A 24,077-nucleotide genomic window follows, 5' to 3' on the forward strand; every position below is an offset into this window, starting at 1 on the left:
TTTTGAAATTATATCCAGTATTGAAGGAATTACACTTTAAAAAGTGGTTTTCCCTTCATCATAGCTTTTACTTCATTTTTAACCGCTTCCAGTTCACTATCATTATCTATGTTAGTGATTACACGTTCAATAAAATCTACAATTTTAGGCATATCGGCTTCTATAAGTCCGCGAGTTGTTACGGCAGCGGTACCAATTCTAATTCCTGAAGTCACAAATGGCGATTTATCGTCAAAAGGCACCATATTTTTATTTACGGTAATTTCAGCTTTACTTAAAGCTTCTTCAGCTTCTTTTCCGCTTACATTCTTATTTCTAAGATCTATAAGCATACAGTGATTATCGGTTCCACCGGAAATTATATCATAACCTTTATCCATAAATGCTTCGGCAAGTTTCGCTGCATTCTTTTTAACCTGTACGGTGTAATGCAAAAACTCATCGGTTAAAGCTTCTCCAAAGGCCACCGCTTTTGCAGCGATAATATGCTCTAAAGGCCCGCCCTGGTTTCCAGGGAAAATTCCGCTGTTAAGCAAAGTAGACATTTTTTTAGGTTTTCCGTTTTTCAATTTTTGCCCAAATGGATTATCAAAATCTTTACCCATCATTATAATTCCGCCCCGAGGCCCACGAAGGGTTTTGTGCGTGGTTGAAGTTACAATATGGCAATGTGGCATGGGGTCGCTAATTAATCCTTTGGCAATAAGCCCGGCAGGATGCGCAATATCTGCAAACAAAATTGCACCAACACTATCGGCTATTTCTCTAAATCTTTTATAATCTATTTCTCTTGAATATGCCGATGCTCCGGCAATAATCATTTTAGGTTTTTCTTTTTTGGCAATTTCAGCAACCTGGTCGTAATCTATACGTCCGGTTTCCTTGTCTACCCCGTAAAATACAGGATTATAAAGTTTTCCGGAGAAATTTACCGGAGAACCGTGGGTTAAATGCCCACCATGAGAAAGATCAAATCCTAAGAATTTATCTCCTGGGTTTAGGCAGGTATGAAATACCGCGGTATTTGCCTGGGAACCAGAGTGTGGTTGCACGTTGGCATATTCGGCATTAAATAATTCCTTTAAACGATCTATAGCCAGTTGTTCTACTTTATCTACCACTTCGCAACCGCCATAATAGCGTTTGCCCGGGTAACCTTCAGCATATTTATTGGTAAGTACAGAACCTGCAGCTTCCAGAACCTGCTCGCTCACAAAGTTCTCACTGGCAATTAACTCAAGTCCGTTAAGTTGGCGTTCTTTTTCTTCCGCAATCAAATTAAAAATTTCGGTGTCTCGTTGCATTTCAAAAGTTTACGTTAAATATTCATCAAAAGTAAGAAATACATTCGGTTAATAACAGGAAAATAATATATTTGGATTCATTAGATTTCTTAATAAAAACAAAAAATTATATGCCTATTACAGCTAACGACCCAAATAGAAAAACCTGGTTGGAAACTTCGGAAAATACCGATTTCCCTATTCAGAATATTCCTTTTGGGGTATTCCTAACCCGGGACGATGTAATTACCATAGGCTCCCGTATTGGAGACTTTGCGATAGACCTTGGCGCACTGCACCAATTGGGCTATTTTGAAGGAATCCCGTTAACCGATGATATATTTTTACAGGATACCCTAAACGATTTTATCTCTGACGGAAAAAAAACGTGGCGACTGGTACGTAACCGAATTGCCGAAATTTTTGACGCAAAAAATGATAAATTAAGGGATAATGAAGAGCATAGAAGCCGTGTACTTTTTACGCTAGACGAGATTGAAATGCAAATGCCAGTTCAGGTTGGTGATTATACCGATTTTTATTCGAGCAAAGAACACGCTACCAATGTAGGAACAATGTTTCGTGATCCAGACAACGCATTATTGCCAAACTGGCTACACATTCCCGTTGGCTACCACGGAAGGAGTTCTTCTATAATCCCAAGTGGGATCCCGGTACACCGGCCACAGGGACAAACAAAACCAAAAGATTCTGATACTCCTGTATTTGGACCTTCAAAAAGAGTAGATTTTGAAGTTGAAATGGCTTTTATAACTACTGATGCCAATCCATTGGGAGAACCAATACCAATAGAAGAAGCCGAAGAATATATCTTTGGAATGGTGTTGTTTAACGACTGGAGCGCAAGAGATATCCAGGTATGGGAATATGTACCTTTAGGGCCATTCCTTGCCAAGAATTTCGCTTCTTCAATTTCACCCTGGATTGTTACTTTAGATGCTTTAGAGCCGTTTAGAACTGAAGGACCTAAACCTGAAGTAGAATTATTTCCATATTTAAGAAGTACAGGCAAGAAAAGCTTTGATATTAATCTTGAAGTTTCTCTTAAACCGGAGAATTCTGAAGAAACACCGCTGGCAAAAACCAATTTCAAGCATATGTATTGGAATATGAGTCAACAATTAGCACATCATACCGTTAATGGTTGCCCGGTAAATTCTGGAGATATGATGGCTTCGGGAACTATTTCAGGGAAAACCCCAGATAGTTATGGTTCTATGTTAGAGTTATCCTGGAAAGGTGAAAAGCCAATAAAACTTAAAGACGGAAGCGAACGTAAATTCATTGAAGATCACGATACTGTAATTATGCGTGGCTATTGCGAAAGCAAAGGCCGTAGAATTGGTTTTGGCGAAGTAAGCAGCCAATTATTACCGGTTTTTGAACCTAAGAAAAAGTAAAATACTTTGAAACTATATAAAAAGAGGCTGTCTAAGACAGCCTCTTTTCTTTTAATAAAATATCTAATTAACTTCTGTTCTTTTTCTTTGCGGCCTTAGCAGCGCGCTTTTCCTTTAAACTCAAAACCGGTTCTTTCTTAGCCGAATTCTTTGAAGGTGATTTTTCTTTTGCCATAATTTCTAAATAGTTTAGCATTAACCGGGTAAAGATAGTGAAAGAAAGCGTTGAAATTTATTTTCACCAAATAATTGAGATTTAAACCGAAGCTATATACTGCCAGCGTCAAATTAATATTACTCTTTGTTCGCTATGGTAGAATGAAGAAGCTGAAGCTTCCAACCTTCATCAGTAAGAATGGCAGAGGCACTTTCCAGCCAATTTATTTCCCTTACTACCTCATCTCCAGACATAAATTCGGCTTTATTGTGATAGGCCACCCAGGCCATTTTTCCTTCAATTTTTATTTCAATAAAATTAAAAGAGTTAATCCTTTTCACCTGTGATTTTTGCTCCCTCACTTTTTTAATATAACTCCTCATCTTTTCCATATCCCAAACTTCCCCGGTTTCCAGGAGTAAGAAATCTTGTGTACAATAAGTCTCAAGCGCTTGAGACTCCATATTAGAAAATATCTCTTGAAAAGAATTTTTAATAAGTTCTTTTATCTGTTCTTCCTTTTGCTTTTCTGAATCCTGCCCCATAGCCGCTGTAGCAAGAAATAATATTAATACTTGAAATACTCTTTTCATAGGATAATTATTTAGAATTTAAGATACTAATTTATCCCTTAACATCATTCTTTTTCTGAATTTCAAAGAAATTTATGTAAATAAAACTTTACATTTAAATTAATTGCGTATGTTTGTAAAGTAAACATTACATAAAGTAAACTATTAATTACATTAAAAATGAAAGCAGAACGAAAAAAGAATCTTTACAACCTTGCCATTTGGACCTGGAGCTGGGTGGCTACCCTTGCCCTTGCCTCTTTTGGCCCCAAATACTTTTGGGACGATCATAGTGTATTAACCACACTGGCAGTTTCGGTAAACTTTGTGCACGGAATTTTAATGATTATTGCGAACCGGAGAATGTTCAATAATTTTGATGAGCTGGAGCGTAAAATTCATTTAGAATCTTTGGCTTTAACCTTAGGCTTAGCGGTAGTAGTTGGCTTAACTTATTCTCTACTTGATGCCACCAATTTAATTGCATATAATGCCGAAATAAGCAACCTGGTAATATTTATAGGCCTAACCTATTTGGTTTTGGTCACTGTAAATACTAAACGCTACGCATGAAAAATAAATTAAAAGTACTAAGAGCCGAAAATAGCTATACCCAGGAAGATTTAGCAGATATTATTGGGGTCTCGCGGCAAACAATTAATGCCATAGAGAAAGAGAAATTCGACCCCAGTTTGCCAACGGCATTTAGAATTTCCAGGCTTTTTAAATTGCCAATAGAAGCTATTTTTTCTTTTGAAGAAAATTAAATGTGAGCACTTACTTCTGAAACCTTAAACGGCCGGTTACCAATAAACCAATTCCCAAACCTGTTAGTAAGCCCGCAGCTATATCGGCTAAATCTCCTTCAAGCAGGGAAATTAAGCTAATGCCAATTGCTAATAATCCTAAACCGGTAATTCTTACTTTATTCATCTTTATCAAATCTTTTAGAATTTATCAATTATGCTGAAGGTTACGGGTTTAATTATCCTGGGATCAATTTGAGGTAATTATTTTTACCAAAAGTAATTGGATAGATTATATAAATTAACAGACACGTAGAGAAAGCGATCATTAAAACACTATTTATCTCAATAATATATGATAAAACAAGAAGAATCATTTGAATAAATATAGGTAGCACCCATTTATTTTGGGTAAATCCAGTAAGTTCTACTTTTGTTACCTCATTCTCTTTTATTTCAAAATGATGAACCTGGCTCCCACACCAATCAATTTTTGCTTTCAATTTGTAATCTCCGGGTTCCAATGTAAATTCTTTTGATTCTCCATTTCCTACGGTATCAATTTTCTTATCATTAAGATATAATCCGATTTTTCTGGCCCTGTTGGCCCATTCCGATCTCCTGCTAACAACTAATTTATTCATTAATGTAAGGGAATTTTAAAATTGATAGAATTTACTAAAAACAGTTTAAAAATAGAAAAAATCCTGAACTTTAAGGAAAAAAGAAAAGGTTTTTCAGTCATAAATTTTATTCTAAAACCACCCCCACTCCAATCTTTTGTAACAAATATGGATTATGATCTATGATTAATAAATCATTGTTTTCACTGAGTTTTTTCATTATTTCAAACAAAAGATCAATATCAGCATAATGCAATCCGGTGCTGGGTTCGTCAAGAATATAAAGGGCGTTGGTAGTTGGACTCTGCAGCCAATTCAAAAGTAATAATCGTTGCTTTTCTCCCGAGGAAAGTGATTGTACAGCCTGATCTAAGTGAAGATGCGCCAAACCGATTTTCTCCATCTGATTCAAAAATGAAATAATTTTCTCTGAAACCTTCATTTCTTCAAACCACTGTTTTAATTCTATTAGATTAAATGCGAGTACCTCAGCAATATCTTTTGAATCTACAGTCTTTTCCAAAATATGCTGCTGGTAACGTTTCCCTTTACAAACTTCGCACTTTTCAATCGCATTGGCAGCTACATCCAGGCTGGTTTCCAGGTAGCCTTTTCCTTTGCAGTTTGCACACTGACTGGTTTTTGTTTTATATAAAAAATCCCGGGGCTTCAAGTTTGTTTCACTGGCAAATATTCTACTTATTTCCTTTAGTAGATCTAAATAAGAAACCAATAAGGTATTTGCGTGGGTTCTAAGTTTTTTAGGCTCAAAATAATGCGCGTCTAAATACTTCTTTGGGAACTGTATGCTTTCACAATTTACCGGTTTTCCGGTTTCAATACTCGGAATCAGGATGTCTTTTACTAAGGTCGTTTTTCCTATTCCAGATTTACCGCTAATAGCAGTAATGCCACCAACTGGCACTTCCAGAACAGCTTTCACTAAAGTATGTCTAGAAATTTTTCGGAAGGAAATAGTTTTCTCTGATTCTTTTAAAATAATTGGTTGAGAAGGTTCTTTTAAAAAAGGATGAGTATCCTTTTGTTTCAAATATTCTTGCGAATTTCCCTGAAAAGTAAGGTAACCTCCTAATTTTCCTGCCTGTGGTCCTATTTCAATTAGTTTATCAGCCTTCAGAATAATCTCTTTATTATGCTCAATTACAATAACTGTATTTCCCTTTTCCACGAGTTCTTTGAGAATATTGACCAGGTCGGGTATATTGTTATTAGATAATCCTGCTGAAGGTTCATCCAAAAGATAAGTAATACCCTTTAGCGGACTATTTAACTGCTTGATAAGTGCTACACGTTGATTTTCTCCACCGGAAAGCGTCATTGATTTTCGGTTTAATTGAAGATGATTAATGTGCAACTGCTTTGCCCGTTTAATAGTATTAATTAAATGAGGCTGAATTCTAAAGATAAGTTCTTGATCCATTTCATCTAGCCTGGAATTAGCCAAAAGCCAGTTTTCCAAAGCTTTAAAGTTCATTGACCGTATCTCATGAATAGATTTTCCTCCAATTTTAAAGGATAATCTTTCCGGTTTTAATCCACTTCCAGAACAATGGCTACATTCGTTGAGGGAAAAAAGGGCTTTTAGCTTTTCAATATTTTTATTTTTTCGGGTTTTATAATATTCTTCTTTTAAGTAATGGAAAAGCCCTTCCCATTTCATACTTACCTCCTGAATTCCTTCCCGGGTTTTGGTCTTGAACTGCCAGTTGGCCTTCCATACAGTTTCGCCTGCTCCATTAAAAAGAATATCTTTCTGTTCGTGGCTTAGCTCATTAAAAGGTGTTTCCAGATTAAAATTATATTGAGCTCCCACCTCCTTTACAATTGCCATATACTGACTGCTCGCCTGACCATAATAAGCCAGGGATTTATTGTGCTCAAAAAGACCATTGGCAATACTTTTATTTTGGTCCAGAACTATTTTATCTAAATCGGGCAGCAGTTCCTGCACCATTCCATCACATACAGCACATTTTCCCAATTCGTGATTATTAGAAAAATGGCTGGCAGATAATTCTTCTCCTTCGTATTGCGCTTTTCTGGAAAAAGCAAAGCGTAAAATCTTATCTATTCCCGTCTGTTTAGCAATATCAGAGCGTTCTGTAAAACTTTTTTCTTTACGGGTAACACAAATAGTTGGAGTAAGCCCTTCAATATAATCTACATCAAACTGAAAATTAACTCCTACCCTGGATTGCTGATAACTCGAAAACTGTTTGGTCATTTCCTGTAATCCATAACCGTGCAGGGTGTCTATCACCAAAGAAGATTTACCCGATCCCGAAATTCCGGTAACTACAGATAATTGATTCTTGGGTAAGTCTACTTCCAGGTCCTTTAAATAATGGGTTTTAGCTCCTTTTACAGCAATAGTATCTCTTCGTTGGTCTGGTGATTCTTTAAATTCCGGCAAGGAAGCTTTATTATTATTTTCTACCAGGATATCACACGAAGATTGAAAAAGCTGATGATTCTCAAAGCAAATAATTCCCGCGGTTTGATTTTTAAGCTGATGCAAAGCTTTTAGGAGCTGGCGCACATTTTGCTGGTGTAATCCAATACTGGGTTCTTCCAACAATAAAAGTGTTTTTTTAGATTGTTTTGCAAAATGTTTGGTGAGCTTAATTCGTTGTGCTTCGCCACCAGACAGGGTATTTGAAGGCTGGCCAAGTGTAATATAACCCAGGCCTAATTGCAACATTAAAGCAAGTATTTTAGTGATTTTATTTTCGCCGGTAAAGAACTCAAAAGCTTCAGCTATACTCAGGTTATAGATTTGGGCAATATTTTTATTCTTCCAATCCACCTGCAAAACTTCCGGCTTAAAGCGCTGGCCGTTGCAGGTAGGACAAACCTGATTAATAGTACCCAACACATTCATAGAAAGTGTGATCACACCTGCCCCTTCACAGGTTTCGCATCTCCCGCGCTTATTATTGAAAGAAAAGGCACCTTTAGCTAATTTTAGAGCTTTGGCTTCCGGTGATTTTGCTAGGAGATCGCGTATTTTATCGGCCAGGCCGGTATAAGTGGCGGGGTTACTTCTGGGGGTTTTACCAATAGGTTGATCTGAAACCGTAAGCAACTTTAAACCTTCTTTTTTTGAATATACCGAAAGTTTTTGAAGAAATTCAGATGATTTTCTGTTCGCAACGATTAATTCTCCAGCGTTGGGAGAAAATGCATCTACTGAGGTTTTTACAGGTTCGACTTCAGCTTTTGAATTTTCTTTTTGTATTTCAGCCAGGGTTGGACTCGATAAATTTTCGGCATTTAAAAACTCTTTAATCGGTCCATTAAAAAGAATTTCTCCCCCGTAAGCCCCGGCTTCGGGTCCTAACTCGATTATCCAATCGGCAGATCTTATAAAATTTAGATCGTGCTCTACAACCATAACCGTGTTACCCCGCTTTATCAACCGATTCAAAATATGGTGTAAATAGTTCTGATATTCCTCAGATAAACCGATGGAAGGTTCGTCAAAAACATAGAGAATTCCCTGCAGGCTACTATTAACCTGTTTTATGAGTTTTATACGCTGCGCATCTCCCGAAGAAATTTCGGTACTGGGAGTACTCAAGCGATATTCCTCCATCCCAAGGCGTATCAGATCGAACAACTGCGTACAAATCTTATCTACCAAAAGCTGTTCCCCATCCTTTAAATTCCGGCTTTTCAGGCTTTCGTATAAATAATTTAAAGGTAAATCCATCCATTCCTGGAAATTTAGCCCTTGCCATTGGTAATCCAGATGTTCAGCCTTAATACGTGCTCCTTTACAACTGGGGCAGGTTCTGGAGCTCGCAAACTTTAAGATATTGGGATTACGGTCCCGTCGCAGAATGTCTTTCATAATAGGAAGCATTCCTTTATAAAATCCTTCCTCCCGGGGTTTTGCCTTTAAACCTTCCCATCTTAACCGGGATTCCAAAGTATGCTTTCCAAAAAAAACTTTAATGCGATCACTTCCGTTTAAAACCACCTCTTTTTGTTCGTTGGTGAGATTTTTCCAGGGAATATCTACACTAAAACCATGGGCCTGGCATACCTTATTTAATTCATCTACTGTAATTTGAGAATATACAATATAACCATTCGGCAAGGTTGTAGTAATGGCTCCTTCTCTCAGGGTTTTGTTTTCATCGCCCACCAATTTATCAAGATCAATATATTCTGCCTCACCAATCCCATGACAATATTCACAGGCCCCTTTGGGATGATTAAAAGAAAAAAGCGATTTACTCATCGTCTCTTCTGCGGAATAACGAGCAAATAAAATTCTGAAGACAGATGCAATTTCTGAAAGCGTTCCAAAAGTTGTATTAATTGATTGAAAGCGCTTCGATTGTTCCACTTTGATGACAGGCGGTAGCGCTTCTATATTATCTACTTCTGCGGTGGGAATTAACTGCGCATTTTGTTGATTGTAAGCCGGGAGACTCTCTAAAAAATAGCGGTAACCTTCGTTAGCAATCACATCCATTGCCAGGGATGATTTTCCCGATCCCGATAATCCGGTAACAACGATTAATTGATTTCCCGGAATGTTAAGAGTTATATTCCTGAGATTATTTTGGTGGGCATTAATAATGCGCATAAAGGCTTACTGTTTCTCTATTAAAAGAATAAAATTAGGAAGATTATACAGCCTAAGATGGTCTTTTAAGGAAAGTATAGCATTATTTACCTTTGAGGGAGCTTTTAATTTTTTTGTAATAAAATAATTTGCTGGTTACTTCCCGATGCAAAAGTTTGAAAATATATTCCCCAATAATTCATCATTAGTGACCTGCCCGGTGATTTCGCCGAAGTATTCTAATGCTTCGCGAATATCTATCGCTAATAGATCGCCAGAGAGGTCTGTATTTAAGCCTTCTTCTACCTTGTTTATTTCTTCCAAAGCTTTTAAAAGTGCATTATAGTGACGGCTGTTGGTTACGATGGTATTATTATTTCTAAGCGCGCCGGTGTTTACAAATTCAAGTAATTTACTTTTTAGTTCCTCTACACCTTCGCCTGTTTTGGCAGAAATTAACTGCAAACTTGCGCCTTCCAATTCGTTTAAATTTTCAAATAAACTCTCTTTCTCTTTTTCCGTAAGTTGATCTACTTTATTCGCGATAACAACAAGAGGTTTTTGAGGAAATTGATTGTGGATTTTTTTAATTTCTACCTTGAATTTTGAACTCTGAGCTTTGAATTTTTCTGCATTTAGAAGATAAACAACTACCTGCGCCTGACTTATTTTTTCAAAAGTTCGCTTTATTCCGATACTTTCCACAACATCTTCAGTTTCCCTTATTCCGGCGGTATCAATAAATCTAAATCCAACGCCACCAATACTCATTTCGTCTTCAATAGAATCCCGGGTAGTACCGGCGACTTCAGAAACAATCGCGCGTTCTTCGTTTAAAAGTGAATTTAATAAAGTAGATTTCCCTACGTTTGGCTCACCTACAATTGCCACCGGAATTCCGTTTTTAAGCACGTTCCCGGTAGCGAAAGAATCTATTAAACGTTTTAATACCTGCTGAATTCTGGCTACCAATTCTTTAAATTGATCGCGATTAGCGAACTCCACATCTTCTTCAGAAAAATCTAATTCCAATTCAATTAAAGAAGCAAAATCTAATAATTCCTGACGTAGCCGATGAATTTCATTAGAAAATCCGCCGCGCATTTGTTGCATCGCCATTTGGTGCGAAGCCTGGTTTTCAGAAGAAATTAGATCGGCTACAGCTTCTGCCTGACTAAGATCCATTTTTCCGTTAAGGAAGGCTCGCATTGTAAACTCCCCGGCTTCAGCAGAGCGACAACCTTTTCTAATCATTAATTGAATAATCTCTTGTTGAATATATGGACTCCCATGACAGGAAATTTCTACCGTTTCTTCGCCGGTATAAGATTTAGGCGCTCTAAATATTGAAATTAAAACCTCATCTAAGGTACGATCATCATCCATTAGATTTCCTAAATGTAAAGTATGACTGGGCTGTTCCCTTAGTTTTTTTTTACTCTTCGCCTTAAAAAGCGGTGAAACAATATTAAATGCTTCGGGGCCGGAAACCCTAATAATCGCAATGGCACCTGCACCAGAAGGTGTGGCAAGCGCTACAATAGTATCGTTTAATTTCATAGTGCAAAGATAAGCCTCCCCCCAACCCCCTCCAAAAGAGGGAGAGAATAATTGTATCTTTTAAAAATTGTAACATCGTGCGAAAAAGATCGTCTATTAATAAAGAGACATCACATCAATCAAAAAAAAAATGAGAGAAGACAACCAAATGCTCGTTCTTACCCACTTAAGTCAGTTATTGGATTTAGTTACTGGAATTGGCGGCTTTATAGTTCCGTTAATCCTGTGGCTTACCCAAAAAGATAAAGTTGCCGGAATGGATTTTCACGGAAAAATGATTATCAATTTCCAAATAAGTATGTTTATATACAGTTTGTTATGTATTCCGTTAATCTTTTTATTCGGACTTGGGATAATCGCTCTTATTGGAATAGCAATTTTAATGGTGGTTATTCCTATAGTAAATGCTATTAAAGTGAGCAACGGAGAAATACCTAATTATCCGCTAACCATTGAAATTATGAAATAAACTTGAAAATTTTCAAAATAAAAAAAGCAGCCAATTGGCTGCTTTTTTCTATATACTCAATTTTATACTCAATATTAATTATTAAGCATCACCGGCATAACCAGCATCGTAATTTTTTCTCCCGGGTCTAAACCATCTACAGGAGTTAAAATTCCAGCTCGATTAGGTAGACTCATTTCAAGTTGAACTTCGTCGGAAGTTAAATTATTCAGCATTTCAGTAAGAAAACGCGAGTTGAAACCAATTTGCATATCGTCTCCCTGGTAAGAACAGGTTAAACGCTCTTCGGCCTTATTACTGTAATCTACGTCTTCCGCAGAAATATTTAATTCAGCCCCGGCAATTTTTAATCTCACCTGGTGCGTGGTTTTATTAGAGAAAATAGAAACCCTACGAACCGAACTCAAAAATTGGTTGCGCTCTATAGTTAATTTATTCGGATTTTCTTTCGGAATTACCGCTTCGTAATTAGGGTATTTCCCATCAATTAAACGGCAAACTAATTGCGTATCATCAAAAGTGAATTTCGCATTAGAATCGTTGTATTCTATAAGTACTTCGCTTTCGCTACCGGCCAAAATTCCTTTTAGAAGGTTTAATGGTTTTTTCGGCATAATAAAGTCTGAAGCCTGAGAAGCAGTAACATCCTCACGTTGGTATTTTACCAACTTATGCGCATCAGTAGCTACAAAAGTCAAACCTTCTGTAGTAAACTGAAAGAAAACCCCGCTCATTACCGGGCGAAGATCGTCGTTTCCTGAAGCGAAAATGGTTTTACTAATCGCGGTAGCTAAAATATCACCTTCTAAAACGGTGCTGCTAGGATCTTCCAATTCAACAGGATTTGGAAACTCCTCACCATCGGCATAAGCAAGTGCATATTTACCGTGATTAGAGCTTAATTCTATGGTGTTGTTATCTTCAGCAACAAAAGTTAAGGGCTGCTCCGGGAAGGTTTTTAGCGTATCTAAAAGCAATTTTGCAGGAACCGCTATTTTCCCTTCGGAATCTGATTCTACCTTAAGTTTTGCAGACATTGTAGTTTCAAGATCTGAGGCAGAAACCGTAAGCTCGTCCTGCTTAAGATCGAATAAAAAGTTGTCTAAAATTGGAAGGGTGTTGGTGTTGTTAATAACCCCACCCAATATCTGAAGCTGTTTCAGCAAATAACTGCTGGATACAATAAATTTCATCGGCTTTGTGATTAATTAGAAATCATTACAAATATATTTTAATCTGTTAAAAATAAAGCTTGTGCCGACGAGTTTTTATTAACATCAAAAACAAAAAAATATGAAGTAAATAACTACAAAACAGACACTTATAACGAATAATCTTTTTAAGATTGTTAATATGTTGATTTTATTTCCTGAAAATTGAAGTCTAAGAAAGCTATTTCAGGTATTTCCTTTTTCTGAAATAATTAAATCCGAAAGCGAAAAGTCCCAGGATAATTAAAGGAAGAATAATATTAATCACCTGCCATTTTTCACGTTCATCAGCAGTTTTTTGATCGTCTAGGAAAGCGATATTAATTTCTTTACTGCGAATATCAATAAGTCCGCTGTCATCCAGCATATAATTTACGGCATTCAGTAAAAATTCTTTGTTTCCATAGGTATTTCCGGTGTAGCGTTCAAGCCCCATTTCTAAAGGCTTTCCGCGCTGCACTTCATTTTTAATAACATCTCCATCTGAAATTACCAGCATTTTGGTTTCTTCATTTTGGTTTAAAGGATTTTCAATTTCAAATGGCTTGATCCTGTTTTTATAAACCGAAGTAAATTCTCCTTCCAGCAAAACGGCCAGTGGCTGCTCGCCATCTTTATAGGAAGCCAAATCCGGTTCCCGGCTTACCATCTCCAGGCTAATTTCGCGGGGCGTACCTTCTACCCTGGTTTGCGGAGAACTGCTTAATAAAATTGTTTTTTCAAGCTTATTCTGAAGCGTATCAATTTGATTGGCATATTCAAATTTCACAGCTTCAATATTATTAATAATAGGGTGATCGTTGGGCGAAGTGGTTAACGGACTGTAAAACCAGGGATACGGATTAAACCGAGTATTATTTCCCTGCCCAGAGGCCAAAATAATCGGCGCTGAGTAAATATCGTTGATCAAAACCGGATTAATCCTAATTCCGTAGGAAAAGAAAAAATCGCCTAAATTAAGATCACGAGGTAAAGCAAAAGCTCTCCCGGAAGGATTCAGCAAACTATCGGTTTCCATAGCAACGGCTTCGGTTAGCCAAAGTGATTTACCACCGCTCATTGTATATTGATCTAAAATATACTTTTCATTTTCGGTAAAGGCCTCGGTAGGTTTTGCCTCGATAATCAAATCGTACCCTTTTAATTGCTGAAGCGTTTTTTGAGGATTTACAGCCGCCGAATCTAAAGTAAACGGCGCCATAAAATAATATTCCTGCAGCGTCTTTATAAAACTAGCTATTTGTGCATCGGGCAACTCACCGTTACCACGCATTACCGCAATTTTCTTTTTCCGCGGATAAACTAATTTATTCAATGCATTGGCAATAGCATATTCTAACTGCTGTACCGAGCTTGAAACCCGTTCTTCATCGGTAGCACCCAGTTTATTTTTTAATAAAGGAATTTGCACTTCTTTATCGCCAAGTCTGGCCACAGCCCACGGAAAAACCAAAGCTTCAGAACTCTTACCGTTTTCCTGAACGCTTACCCTTGCCGGCGGCATTCCCTGCTGATAAAATTCCTGTGCGATAGTTTCAGCGTCCTTACTTTCTTCTAAGGGATTGGTAAAAGTGAATTTTATATTACTGTTATAAGCTGAAAACTCTTCCAGCATTTGCCTGGTTTCATTCCGAAGCCTTCTAAATTCTGATGGGAAATTTCCTTCTAAAAAGACTTCAATAACAATGGGAGAATCAGCATCTGAAACAATTTCCATTGCCGCAGGAGATAGCGTGTAACGTTGGTCTCGGGTAAGGTCTATGCGCTCAAAAAAGTGGGCTGCTAGCAGGTTTATCGCTACAAGTGCAACAAGCCACAGAAAAACGTTTTTATAGGTGTTTTGGTGTTTCAAAGCCTAAGAATTTTTCTGAATTGCTATTAACCTTAACTGCGTAAGTTTTAAAAAGAAAACTATAAAACTTAGAAAATAAATAATATCCCGAGTATCTATCACACCTCTGCTTATGCTTTGGTAATGAAAGCTGATCCCAAGATATTCTGCTCCATAATTAGTACTTCCAAAAAGGTCTAAATCTCCTAGGCCTTCAAAAGCGAAGTAACTTAGAAAACATAAAAAAACTGCGATGATAAATGCGATGATTTGATTTTGAGAAAGCGAAGAAGCAAAAATACCAATTGCAGTATAGCAGCCTCCAAGAAAAATTAAGCCTAAATAAGATCCAAGAGTTGCACCTAAATCAAAATTTCCCGCCGGACTTCCCAGTTGGTGAATAGTAATTACATATAAAATACTGGGCAAAATAGCTAAAATCACCAGGATTAAAGCGCCAAAATATTTTCCTAAAACAAGTTGTGTAAAACCAATGGGGCGAGTTAGCAGCAATTCCATAGTGCCCTGTCTTTTCTCTTCAGAAAAACTCTTCATGGTAATTGCGGGAATAAGAAAAATGAAAATCCAGGGGGCAAGATTAAAGAATGGTTTTACATCGGCAAATCCGTTATCCAAGATATTGTAATCTCCGGTAAAAACAAACAAAAACAAACCACAAACCACCAAAAAGATTCCAGTGACCAGGTAACCGATTGGTGATGAAAAAAAAGAGTTTATTTCTTTGTTTAAAATGGCCAGCATTGGCAAATATGATTCTAAATTAAATTATTGGCTACTTATAATATTGGTGCTCCACGCCCTTGGTTTAGCATTAAAAAGTACCTTAGTTTTTGTCCAAACATTTTTAAATAACTCTGAATTTCGGTAACGTTCTAAAGAGAGCTCATCTACCCAGTAACTATACGTAAAAAAGATGTTTGTATTGTCCTGGTCCCGTAATAATTCCAGTTTATAACAACCGCCAAATTCTCTTATTTTCTTTTTGTTTTGTTCAAAATTAGAAAGGAATTCTTCAATTTTTTCGGGATCAAATTCCATTTTCACAATTCTGTGTATCATTTTTCTTCAAATTTAATAGTTACCGTATCGCGGTGTTCCAGTCCAAAAAGTGTAGATGCGCTGCCTACTGTAGAAGGATTACTTTTATAAATTGCCAGTTCTATATACCCGGCCGAATTAAATAGCGCAAGTTTTTTGCCATCTTCTTCTCCCCGATTCTCTTTTTCCACTTCAAAATTAATCCAATCAGAATATGCTTCATAAATTTTTGGAAAAGTGACCATTCGGGCACTAATTAAGTAATTTCTTCCTTTGCCTACCTGGTCAAAAAGCTTCCGACTAATATTAGTAACTACATTTCCATAATTATCAATATATAAAACGTGACCAACAATCTGGTTTTTTTCAGAATTAATAGCAGGTTCAAACTGTTTTAGGTATTTTATCTCACTAATATTTTTTCCAATTACTTCCAGCGTTCCTCCACGAGCTAAATGACAGGCTACTTTTACAAACACATCTAAAACCGGGAAATTGGTTTCTATAGCATCGTGAATATTAATTTCCACAACTTTCTCAGGTTTAATTTCTGAAGCCAGCAAAGATAAAATCCCGTTATTGGCACAAATAAAATAGTGATCGTCCAGTAAAACAGCCAGGTGTTTATTTTCTGGTGTAAATTCTGAATCGATCCCAATTATATGAATACTACCTTTAGGAAAACTATTATAAGCGTTTTTTATAATGTAGGCCGCTTCACTAATATGAAACGGGGAAACTGAATGTGAAATATCAACAATTCTAACTTCTTTTAATTCGCTGTAAATAGCTCCCTTAACCGCTCCCACAAAGTAATCTTTCTCGCCAAAATCGGTGGTTAAAGTAATGATAGCCATAGGTGATTGTTAATATTTTTTTAACTTGTAAGCGCTTATTTTATGTAAGTTTGTATAGTAAGCGAAGTTAAGTTTATTGGTTTTTTTGAAAAAGAAAAGTTAGGTATTTCAACCTATCTTCTAACTGCCAAAATTAACATTAAAACTTAGTAGCAACAAATAAAGAATAACTATAAATAAAAATATTTTGATATTGTTTTTCAACTAAAACCATAAGCCTTTGAACGAAATTGTAATTGAACTTTCTGAGATTAATCCCCGCGAATTTTTTGGGCAACAAAACGAGAATATTGAACTTCTTAAAAAATACTTTCCAAAGCTAAAAATTGTAGCCCGCGGAAATAAAATTAAGGTTTTTGGAGACGAGGAAATGCTGGAAGAATTTGATGAACGCATCACAATGCTAATGGAACACTTCGGAAAGTATAATAAACTGGATGAGAATGTGATTGAAAGGGTGCTAACCAGCGAGAAAAGTTCAGATTATCAAACTTCAGACGAAAGCGGTGAAGTTTTGGTTCACGGGGTGGGCGGCCGATTGGTAAAAGCCCAAACCGCAAACCAAAGAAAGCTGGTTGAGCTAATGCGTAAAAACGATATGGTTTTTGCCATTGGCCCTGCAGGAACCGGAAAGACATACACCGGCGTTGCGCTTGCCGTAAAAGCATTAAAAGAAAAACAAGTTCGCAGGATTATTCTTACCCGTCCCGCGGTTGAAGCTGGTGAAAACCTGGGATTTCTTCCCGGCGATTTAAAGGAAAAATTAGATCCTTATATGCAGCCGCTTTATGATGCGCTTCGGGATATGATTCCGCAGGAAAGACTTGATTCATTTATAGAAAAAGGAGTGATTCAAATTGCACCACTTGCATTTATGCGTGGCCGAACCTTAGATAATGCTTTTGTGATTTTGGATGAAGCCCAAAATACTACCCACGCGCAAATGAAAATGTTTCTTACCCGAATGGGGAAAAGTGCCAAGTTTATGATTACCGGAGATCCCGGGCAAATAGATTTACCACGCAGGGTTATTTCAGGTTTAAAAGAAGCGTTACTCGTGCTTAAAGAAGTAAAAGGTGTAGGAATAATTTACCTTGACGATAAAGATGTGATTCGCCACCGACTCGTGAAAAAGATAATTTCAGCCTATAAAGAAATTGAACATACAGAATAAATCATTTTCAATTTTCACGCAATATAGTTTCAAAATTTCAGAATAGATTCTAATGAACAATACCATTATAAAAACCGATTTCAATTTTCCCGGCCAAACCGATGTTTACAAAGGTAAAGTGCGGGATGTTTATACTTTAAAAAATAATAAACTCGTAATTGTTGCAACAGATAGGCTTTCGGCTTTTGATGTGGTAATGCCAAAGGGAATCCCTTACAAGGGTCAGATCCTTAATCAAATTGCCACAAAAATGATGGAAGCCACACGCGACCTTGTACCCAACTGGCTGGAAGCCACTCCAGATCCTAATGTTGCGGTTGGCCAGGCTTGCGAGCCTTTTAAAATTGAAATGGTAATTCGCGGTTATCTTGCCGGCCACGCTGCCCGGGAATACAAAGCCGGGAAACGTATGCTGTGTGGGGTAGAAATGCCTAACGGAATGAAGGAGAATGATAAATTCCCGGAGCCAATTATTACTCCTGCAACCAAAGCTGAACAGGGCGATCACGATGAAGATATTGCTAAAGAGGAAATTCTAAAACGTGCTATTGTTTCTAAAGAAGACTACGAAATTCTTGAAAAGTATACCAGAAATCTTTTTAAACGCGGAACTGAAATTGCAGCAAAGAGAGGATTGATTTTAGTTGATACCAAATATGAATTTGGTAAAAATGCTGAAGGAGAAATTGTTCTAATAGATGAAATTCACACTCCCGATTCTTCCCGATATTTTTATGCCGATGGTTACCGGGAAAGACAGAATAACGATGAGCCACAAAAACAATTATCTAAAGAATTTGTGAGACAATGGCTTATTGAAAACAATTTCCAGGGAAAAGAAGGTCAAATTCTTCCCGAAATGAGCGATGAATATATCGAATCGGTTTCTGAACGGTATATAGAATTATACGAAAAGATCACCGGGGAAGCTTTTGTAAAAAGCGACATCAGCAATATTGAAACCCGTATTGAAAATAATGTCCTGGAGTATTTGAAGTAGAGGTTTTTGTTTTTTACGTCACCCCGAATTTATTTCGGGGTCTAAATTGTGAAGAAATTCTCAACTCTTCTATTCATATTAGATGCTGAAATAAATTCAGCATGACGTAACTCTCGTCATTCTGAACTCGGATCTTCAGCTTGATGAAAACTGATACCCAACCAACCGGGGATCAGTTAAGGTGTCCTGGCGTTGCAGCCATTGTATACTAATAGAAATATAATCCAGCTCATTATTTACCCTGCCGTAGCATTTATAAATTCCTTTACTGCGCAACGGATATTTTTCTGCGGTAGCAGGGAATTGAACCGTATCAAAAACATCGCCTTCAGCGTCAAAAAAAGTCCCGAAATACATATATTTCCCGTTAGAAGTTCCGGTTTTTTTAGCGGTGATCAGGGCGCCATAAATCAAAATTTCCTTTCCAACATAATTTTTTAGATCTTTTGCTCTTACTGACTTTTCAATGGGATTTTTAAGCAATTTAAAATGAGAACAAAGTGGAAATCCTAGTAATTCCATTTGGTCAAAAGCTTCTATTAATGCTGAATATTGAAACTGCGGAAGTTCAAAATCCCGGTGAGCGGTATTAAATAACTTTTCCTGTGTAGCTACCGGTTTAGAGGCATTCAGTTTAAAATGAGCTTTCCATAATAAATGATGTTTATCTGTTTGTGTAAATCTAAAAGCATCGATTTTCAGTAGAATACTTAGCTGCTCTATTGAAATAGAAACCCGATCTATAAAATCATCAAAGGACTTAAAAACACCAAAAAACTGCCGATTTTCCAGGATTTGTTGCACGGTTTTAGTTTCCAATTCTTTGATATACCCTAATCCCAGGTAAATATCTTTTCCAAAAATACTATTTGGGTGATCGCTTTTATTGATACAGGGAGGATGCACTTTTCCGCCGCATTTTCTAATTTCCTGGATGTAGGTTTCTACATCATAAAATCCACCGCCATTATTAAGTGCAGCCACCATAAATTCCAGCGGAAAATATTTCTTTAAATATAAACTCTGGTAGCTTTCTACCGCATAAGAAGCCGAATGTCCCTTTGGAAATGCATACCCGGCAAAAGAGGAAATTTGCTCCCAAACCTCATCAATGATATTTTTATTATAGCCTTTTTGCTTGCAATTCTCCCTGAAATTCGCTTCAATTCTTTCCATCTGGCCTTTAGCCGTTTTCTTACCACTCATTCCCCGTCGTAACACATCGGCATCTTCAAAACTAAGTCCGGCGAATTTATGGGCCACTTTCATTACGTCTTCCTGGTAGACCATAATCCCGTAAGTATCACCCATAATTTCAAGCATCACCGGGTGGCCTTGTTTTCTTCGTTTAGGATCGCGATGCCGTTTTATATATTCTTCTTTCATCCCACCACTGGAAATCCCGGGCCTAATTATGGAACTCGCAGCTACTAGATTTAAATAATTATCGGTTTGTAGTTTGGTGAGCAGACCACGCATCGCAGGAGATTCTACATAAAAAACCCCCATACAATCGCCTGTTTTTAGCAACTCATTAATTTGTGGATCTTCCTTAAAAACAGCAATATTTTCAATATCCTCAATTTCAGCTTCCGGCTGATTTTCCTTTATAATTTCAATAGCATCGGTGATTTTTGAGAGTCCGCGTTGGGCAAGAATATCGAATTTATGAATCCCAACTTCTTCCGCAATATTCATATCAATTTGAATGGTTTCAAAACCTTTGGGTGGTAAAAAAGTAGCGGCATAATTATATACGCTGTCATTTAAAATTAGAATTCCGCCGGAATGCACGCTCAAATAATTGGGAAAACCTTCAATTAAAGCACTATAACGTAACACCAATTTCTCCAATTGATCCAGCTCATTTACACTAAAAAATCCTGCTGAAAGTTTATCGATGTTTTCTTTAGGCAAACCAAACACCTTCCCCAGCTCCCTGGCCACAGCCCGACGTTTAAAGGTGACGTAAGTCCCCATTAGAGCGGTAAATTCGTATTTATCGAAAATAAAGCGGGTTACTTCATTGCGATCTTTCCAGGAAAAATCGATATCAAAATCGGGGGGAGAACTTCGGCTTTCATTAATAAAGCGTTCAAAATATAAATCCAGCTCTACGGGATCTACATTGGTAATTCCAATAATATAAGCAATAATAGAATTGGCGCCACTTCCCCGGCCGATAAACGGAAAATTCTGCGACCGGGCATAACTTACAATATCATAATTGATCAAAAAATAAGAGACAAAACCGAGTTTTATGATGGCATTCAGCTCTTTTTCTACTCGCTCTAAAACTTCTGTTTCTAACTTTGGATAACGTTTTGGCAGGTTTTCATCACATAATTTTCTTAAACGGGCAACATCAGCTTCAGGGCTGTCACCTGAGACCAATAAATTTCGATTTTGGGTTTTTCCGAATTTGAAATCTACCCGGCAGGCATTTACCAATTCCTGTGTGTTCTCTAAAATATAGGAGAAATCTTCAAATTCCGAAGTGATAATTTCTGAAGATATCATTTGATGAGAAAAAGAACCCTGCTCGTTTTCAGGAAGCTGGCTAAGTAAAACATTATTATCTATGGCCCGCAACAACCGGTGTGCATTATAGTCACGCTTATTCCTAAAACTCACACTTTGCTGCAAAACCAACCTATCTTTAAATTCCAGGTATTTAGAGAATTTAAGCTTCCGCAGACTTTCTACAGAAATTCCAATGAATTCATTCTTCCTAAAATTCGTCTTTTTGTTCGCTACTACTTTTTCAAAAGGATAAATTATAATACAATCCGGTAATTCTGGAGCTTCAGGTTTAAAATCTTTTTTTAGATGAAGTTGCTGCGATAAATGCTCGTTTAACTGCCTGAAACCTTCATTATTTTTCGCAAGTCCTATATATTGTTGGTCGGCTCCATTTCTAAAATCGATTCCTACTATTGGTTTTACATCATATTCCGAAGCGATTTTTATAAAATTTAAACAAGCCGAAGTATTATTAATATCAGTAATCGCTAGAGATTCCACTTTAAATTCCCGGGCGAGCTCACAGAGTTTTTCTACCGAAAAAGTTCCGTAGCGCAATGAATACCAGGTATGACAGTTTAAATAGATCATTATTGTTTTCTGTGCGCCAACACAATTGGCGGTTCGCCGTTAAACGGATTTCCCATTCGGCCAATGGTTTTTGTGCCCATTGTCACCGCACGCATCACGCTATGTTCTCCAAAACGCTCTTTAATTTTATCTATAGAATTATATAAATTCAGCATTTCTTCAGAGTCATCAAACAGGTTAATCTGGTAATTTCCACCTACAAGTCCGCTGAACTTTACCCCGATTAACCGAATCAACAACCGGCGGGAATAGAGTTGCTTAAAGAGGATTTCAACCTTAGGAATTAGAATATGATCGGCGCTGGTATATGAGATTTTCACTTGTTTGGAATGCGTTTGGTAATCGGAATATCTAATCTTCACACTTACCACGCTGGTTAATTTATTGCCTCGCCGCAACTGGTACGCCAGGCTCTCGGCCATAGCTACCAAAGTGGCGTGTAGGCGCACCATATCTATGGTATCGCGGCCAAAAGTACGCTCGGTAGAAATAGATTTTCTTTCGTGATATGGAATAATTGGTGTATCGTCCAGTCCGTTAGCACGTTTCCAAATAGTTCGACCGGCTTTCCCTAAAACGCTTTCCAACATTTCCACCGGCATTTCCTGTATGGTTTTTATCTCCCTAACACCTAAATTCAGCAATTTTTGAAAGGTTTTATTTCCCACCATAGGGATTTTATTTACACTTAATGGAGCAAGAAAGATTTTCTCATTTCCATGCGGAATTACAATTTCGGCATTAGGTTTGGCTTCTCCCGTAGCGATCTTGGAAACCACCTTATTTTGTGAAAGTCCGAAAGAAATTGGCAAGCCACTTTCTTTTATAATTGTCTGCCTCAACTCACTCGCAAATTGATTAATTCCGAAAAATTTATCCATTCCACTCAAATCGGCATAAAACTCATCTACACTGGCTTTTTCAAAACTGGGCACCTGGCTTTTGATGATTTCGGTCACCACGTGTGAATGTTTGGTATAAGTACTGGCATTACCTTTAATTATGGTGGCCTGCGGACAAAGCTGCCGGGCTACTTTCATTGCCATCCCCGAGTGTACTCCAAATTTTCTCGTCTCATAACTACAGGCCGCCACTACCCCACGATCTCCCATACCACCTACGATAAGCGGTTTACCATTCAATTCAGAATTTTGTTTACGTTCTACCGAAACAAAAAATGCATCGAGATCCAGGTGTAAAATAGACTTCTTCTTCATTTTTGGATTATTTCCTTTTTATAGGATATTTTCCAAAATTATAAAATATTTAAACTCAAAATTATTCTGCTTCGTTAAATTTTGAAAAGAATTTTTCAGCTCGATTATTCTGAAAAAGTCAAAATAAAAGCCCTTTTATTATTAAAATCTAACATCCTAAACTTTATAGTTTTAGTAGTTTTGCCGACTTAAAAGTACCAAGCCTGAAGTATGACGAAAATATTCAGAAGATTATCTTTCTTTATTCTAATCATGATGCAGTTTGCATTTTTGTTCGCTATATTTTTTGATAAGATGAATGCTCCCCTCGTACTTTTATTTTTGGGGATAATTTCGGTATTAATAAGTCTTGCATATTTTAAAGCGCCACGGCAAGAAGAAAGGTATTTTATAAAAGATCTTTATCTTATTCTTTTTGCGGTGACCGGTGCCCTAAGCACATTTTTTATAAATATTGAACTTAAATTTGGACCGGTACTTGCCGCCGGATTTATAGGAACCCTGGCTTCTTTTGTGCCTTCAATAAACAGAAAATCAAATCTTTTAAAAGAAGCGCCACCCGCCATTTACTGCGGTGCTTTTGTGGGAATGACTTCGGCCAGTGTAGCGCCCAATTTAAAATTTATTTTACTGGCGGGTATTATCGCAGGTAGCATTCTTATTCTTTCTAAAAATATTTTTAACGGATTTGGCGGCAAACTGGGAACTATCGCTTTTGGTAGTATTGCCATCACTTCAGCCATTTTATATACCCTGTTTTAATGGAAATAAGCATTCTTTTTCTCACCGGTATTATTTCTGCCATCCTAACTTATATAGTTAATAACAAGTACAGGCAGGGTGCTGTTCGGGCTTCAGCAAGCCTCTCGCTTTTGGTGGGTTTATTTTTCTATTCTTTTCCTGATATTTTTAATCCATACTTAACCAAAAACATCCCTATAGTTTTTATTGGCGCTACTTTTATTGGAATGGTTTCTTCAAAAATACTTCCCAGCTATTTATTGGTAGGTTTTTCAGGATTTATCTTTTCTATTATCTACCTAAATGCGAGTCCCTTTTTTAAAGGTTATGGTGGCGCTTTGGGTACTACAGCAGCGATTTCTGTATTGGTCTCTTTAAGTCTTGCTGTAGTTTCTAAGAGTGAGAAACTACCCTGGCGGAAGAAGACTAAAAAACATTAGAAAAA

General features: G+C 37.1%; 21 protein-coding genes. 8 read left to right on the plus strand and 13 right to left on the minus strand.

All coding sequences use genetic code 11. The annotated features are described in order from the left end of the window. Positions 1-29: 29 nt before the first annotated feature. Complete coding sequence (glyA, locus tag J0871_RS15265) at positions 30-1,304, minus strand: serine hydroxymethyltransferase (protein ID WP_208226110.1); 1,275 nt, start codon at positions 1,302-1,304, stop codon at positions 30-32. Between the two features lie 110 nt (positions 1,305-1,414). Between glyA and fahA the strand changes: the two genes are divergently transcribed. Further along, a complete protein-coding gene (gene fahA / locus J0871_RS15270) occupies positions 1,415-2,704 on the plus strand; it encodes a fumarylacetoacetase (protein ID WP_208226111.1) in 1,290 nt (429 codons plus the stop codon). A 294-nt stretch (positions 2,705-2,998) separates the two neighbouring features. Here the strand turns inward: fahA and J0871_RS15275 are convergent, their stop codons facing one another. Continuing rightward, entirely contained in the window at positions 2,999-3,454 is a 456-nt protein-coding gene (locus tag J0871_RS15275; RefSeq protein ID WP_208226112.1) for a nuclear transport factor 2 family protein, read from the minus strand. A gap of 159 nt (positions 3,455-3,613) precedes the next feature. Here J0871_RS15275 and J0871_RS15280 point away from each other — a divergent pair, with 159 nt between their 5' ends. Next, on the plus strand, positions 3,614-4,006 hold the full coding sequence (locus tag J0871_RS15280; protein WP_208226113.1) for a hypothetical protein: 393 nt from the start codon (positions 3,614-3,616) through the stop codon (positions 4,004-4,006). Continuing rightward, positions 4,003-4,200 carry a helix-turn-helix transcriptional regulator gene (locus tag J0871_RS15285; protein ID WP_075327418.1) on the plus strand — a complete coding sequence of 66 codons (198 nt, stop codon included), beginning with the start codon at positions 4,003-4,005 and terminating at the stop codon, positions 4,198-4,200. Before J0871_RS15280 ends, J0871_RS15285 begins: the two co-directional genes overlap by 4 nt. 10 nt (positions 4,201-4,210) lie before the next feature. Here the strand turns inward: J0871_RS15285 and J0871_RS15290 are convergent, their stop codons facing one another. The 4 genes from J0871_RS15290 to mnmE all read right to left on the minus strand — a co-directional run bounded on the left by J0871_RS15290 (position 4,211) and on the right by mnmE (position 10,959). Beyond that, entirely contained in the window at positions 4,211-4,366 is a 156-nt protein-coding gene (locus J0871_RS15290; protein ID WP_208226114.1) for a hypothetical protein, read from the minus strand. A 52-nt stretch (positions 4,367-4,418) separates the two neighbouring features. Continuing rightward, entirely contained in the window at positions 4,419-4,823 is a 405-nt protein-coding gene (locus J0871_RS15295; RefSeq protein ID WP_208226115.1) for a hypothetical protein, read from the minus strand. 106 nt (positions 4,824-4,929) lie between these two features. Continuing rightward, positions 4,930-9,420 (minus strand): ATP-binding cassette domain-containing protein, encoded by a 4,491-nt coding sequence (locus J0871_RS15300; protein WP_208226116.1) that lies wholly within the window; start codon positions 9,418-9,420, stop codon positions 4,930-4,932. A gap of 135 nt (positions 9,421-9,555) precedes the next feature. Then, the gene (gene mnmE, locus J0871_RS15305) at positions 9,556-10,959 is read right to left on the minus strand and encodes a tRNA uridine-5-carboxymethylaminomethyl(34) synthesis GTPase MnmE (RefSeq protein WP_208226117.1); all 1,404 of its coding nucleotides are present in this window, start codon (positions 10,957-10,959) and stop codon (positions 9,556-9,558) included. Positions 10,960-11,089: 130 nt separating this feature from the next. Here mnmE and J0871_RS15310 point away from each other — a divergent pair, with 130 nt between their 5' ends. Continuing rightward, positions 11,090-11,428, plus strand: coding sequence for a DUF4870 domain-containing protein (locus J0871_RS15310; protein WP_208226118.1), 339 nt, complete (start codon positions 11,090-11,092; stop codon positions 11,426-11,428). A gap of 74 nt (positions 11,429-11,502) precedes the next feature. Here the strand turns inward: J0871_RS15310 and dnaN are convergent, their stop codons facing one another. From dnaN to J0871_RS15330, 5 genes are all read right to left on the minus strand, one after another. Then, complete coding sequence (dnaN, locus tag J0871_RS15315; RefSeq protein WP_057481476.1) at positions 11,503-12,621, minus strand: DNA polymerase III subunit beta; 1,119 nt, start codon at positions 12,619-12,621, stop codon at positions 11,503-11,505. Positions 12,622-12,820: 199 nt separating this feature from the next. After that, complete coding sequence (gldG, locus tag J0871_RS15320; RefSeq protein ID WP_243870518.1) at positions 12,821-14,491, minus strand: gliding motility-associated ABC transporter substrate-binding protein GldG; 1,671 nt, start codon at positions 14,489-14,491, stop codon at positions 12,821-12,823. 3 nt (positions 14,492-14,494) lie between these two features. Continuing rightward, the gene (gene gldF, locus J0871_RS17350) at positions 14,495-15,232 is read right to left on the minus strand and encodes a gliding motility-associated ABC transporter permease subunit GldF (protein ID WP_243870519.1); all 738 of its coding nucleotides are present in this window, start codon (positions 15,230-15,232) and stop codon (positions 14,495-14,497) included. Positions 15,233-15,256: 24 nt separating this feature from the next. Further along, complete coding sequence (locus tag J0871_RS15325) at positions 15,257-15,550, minus strand: antibiotic biosynthesis monooxygenase family protein (protein ID WP_208226119.1); 294 nt, start codon at positions 15,548-15,550, stop codon at positions 15,257-15,259. Continuing rightward, positions 15,547-16,386, minus strand: a complete 840-nt coding sequence (locus J0871_RS15330) for an SAM-dependent chlorinase/fluorinase (RefSeq protein ID WP_208226120.1) — start codon at positions 16,384-16,386, stop codon at positions 15,547-15,549. Before J0871_RS15330 ends, J0871_RS15325 begins: the two co-directional genes overlap by 4 nt. Positions 16,387-16,606: 220 nt before the next feature. On the opposite strand from J0871_RS15330, the gene J0871_RS15335 reads away from it, so the two are divergent. Both J0871_RS15335 and J0871_RS15340 read left to right on the plus strand, forming a co-directional pair. After that, positions 16,607-17,560, plus strand: a complete 954-nt coding sequence (locus tag J0871_RS15335; RefSeq protein ID WP_208226121.1) for a PhoH family protein — start codon at positions 16,607-16,609, stop codon at positions 17,558-17,560. Positions 17,561-17,612: 52 nt separating this feature from the next. Continuing rightward, complete coding sequence (locus J0871_RS15340; protein WP_208226122.1) at positions 17,613-18,560, plus strand: phosphoribosylaminoimidazolesuccinocarboxamide synthase; 948 nt, start codon at positions 17,613-17,615, stop codon at positions 18,558-18,560. A gap of 135 nt (positions 18,561-18,695) precedes the next feature. Here J0871_RS15340 and dnaE read toward each other — a convergent pair whose 3' ends face one another. Both dnaE and dinB read right to left on the minus strand, forming a co-directional pair. Then, the gene (dnaE, locus tag J0871_RS15345; protein WP_243870520.1) at positions 18,696-21,674 is read right to left on the minus strand and encodes a DNA polymerase III subunit alpha; all 2,979 of its coding nucleotides are present in this window, start codon (positions 21,672-21,674) and stop codon (positions 18,696-18,698) included. Beyond that, on the minus strand, positions 21,674-22,891 hold the full coding sequence (gene dinB, locus J0871_RS15350; protein ID WP_208226123.1) for a DNA polymerase IV: 1,218 nt from the start codon (positions 22,889-22,891) through the stop codon (positions 21,674-21,676). The genes dnaE and dinB overlap by 1 nt, the downstream gene beginning before the upstream one ends. 210 nt (positions 22,892-23,101) lie before the next feature. Between dinB and J0871_RS15355 the strand changes: the two genes are divergently transcribed. Together J0871_RS15355 and J0871_RS15360 are read left to right on the plus strand one after the other, a co-directional pair. Beyond that, the gene (locus J0871_RS15355) at positions 23,102-23,653 is read left to right on the plus strand and encodes a hypothetical protein (RefSeq protein WP_146128759.1); all 552 of its coding nucleotides are present in this window, start codon (positions 23,102-23,104) and stop codon (positions 23,651-23,653) included. Further along, positions 23,653-24,072 carry a hypothetical protein gene (locus J0871_RS15360; RefSeq protein ID WP_208226124.1) on the plus strand — a complete coding sequence of 140 codons (420 nt, stop codon included), beginning with the start codon at positions 23,653-23,655 and terminating at the stop codon, positions 24,070-24,072. Before J0871_RS15355 ends, J0871_RS15360 begins: the two co-directional genes overlap by 1 nt. The last annotated feature ends 5 nt before the right edge of the window (positions 24,073-24,077 follow it).

Origin of the sequence: Salegentibacter sp. BDJ18 (assembly GCF_017579965.1) — a bacterium.
GTDB lineage: Bacteria > Bacteroidota > Bacteroidia > Flavobacteriales > Flavobacteriaceae > Salegentibacter.

Bases quoted from the DNA above. Each gene is read 5' to 3' on its own strand.
- glyA (WP_208226110.1), bottom strand. From the start codon at position 1,304: ATGCAACGAGACACCGAAATTTTTAATTTGATTGCGGAAGAAAAAGAA.
- fahA (WP_208226111.1), top strand. From the start codon at position 1,415: ATGCCTATTACAGCTAACGACCCAAATAGAAAAACCTGGTTGGAAACT.
- J0871_RS15275 (WP_208226112.1), bottom strand. From the start codon at position 3,454: ATGAAAAGAGTATTTCAAGTATTAATATTATTTCTTGCTACAGCGGCT.
- J0871_RS15280 (WP_208226113.1), top strand. From the start codon at position 3,614: ATGAAAGCAGAACGAAAAAAGAATCTTTACAACCTTGCCATTTGGACC.
- J0871_RS15285 (WP_075327418.1), top strand. From the start codon at position 4,003: ATGAAAAATAAATTAAAAGTACTAAGAGCCGAAAATAGCTATACCCAG.
- J0871_RS15290 (WP_208226114.1), bottom strand. From the start codon at position 4,366: ATGAATAAAGTAAGAATTACCGGTTTAGGATTATTAGCAATTGGCATT.
- J0871_RS15295 (WP_208226115.1), bottom strand. From the start codon at position 4,823: ATGAATAAATTAGTTGTTAGCAGGAGATCGGAATGGGCCAACAGGGCC.
- J0871_RS15300 (WP_208226116.1), bottom strand. From the start codon at position 9,420: ATGCGCATTATTAATGCCCACCAAAATAATCTCAGGAATATAACTCTT.
- mnmE (WP_208226117.1), bottom strand. From the start codon at position 10,959: ATGAAATTAAACGATACTATTGTAGCGCTTGCCACACCTTCTGGTGCA.
- J0871_RS15310 (WP_208226118.1), top strand. From the start codon at position 11,090: ATGAGAGAAGACAACCAAATGCTCGTTCTTACCCACTTAAGTCAGTTA.
- dnaN (WP_057481476.1), bottom strand. From the start codon at position 12,621: ATGAAATTTATTGTATCCAGCAGTTATTTGCTGAAACAGCTTCAGATA.
- gldF (WP_243870519.1), bottom strand. From the start codon at position 15,232: ATGCTGGCCATTTTAAACAAAGAAATAAACTCTTTTTTTTCATCACCA.
- J0871_RS15325 (WP_208226119.1), bottom strand. From the start codon at position 15,550: ATGATACACAGAATTGTGAAAATGGAATTTGATCCCGAAAAAATTGAA.
- J0871_RS15330 (WP_208226120.1), bottom strand. From the start codon at position 16,386: ATGGCTATCATTACTTTAACCACCGATTTTGGCGAGAAAGATTACTTT.
- J0871_RS15340 (WP_208226122.1), top strand. From the start codon at position 17,613: ATGAACAATACCATTATAAAAACCGATTTCAATTTTCCCGGCCAAACC.
- dnaE (WP_243870520.1), bottom strand. From the start codon at position 21,674: ATGATCTATTTAAACTGTCATACCTGGTATTCATTGCGCTACGGAACT.
- dinB (WP_208226123.1), bottom strand. From the start codon at position 22,891: ATGAAGAAGAAGTCTATTTTACACCTGGATCTCGATGCATTTTTTGTT.
- J0871_RS15355 (WP_146128759.1), top strand. From the start codon at position 23,102: ATGACGAAAATATTCAGAAGATTATCTTTCTTTATTCTAATCATGATG.
- J0871_RS15360 (WP_208226124.1), top strand. From the start codon at position 23,653: ATGGAAATAAGCATTCTTTTTCTCACCGGTATTATTTCTGCCATCCTA.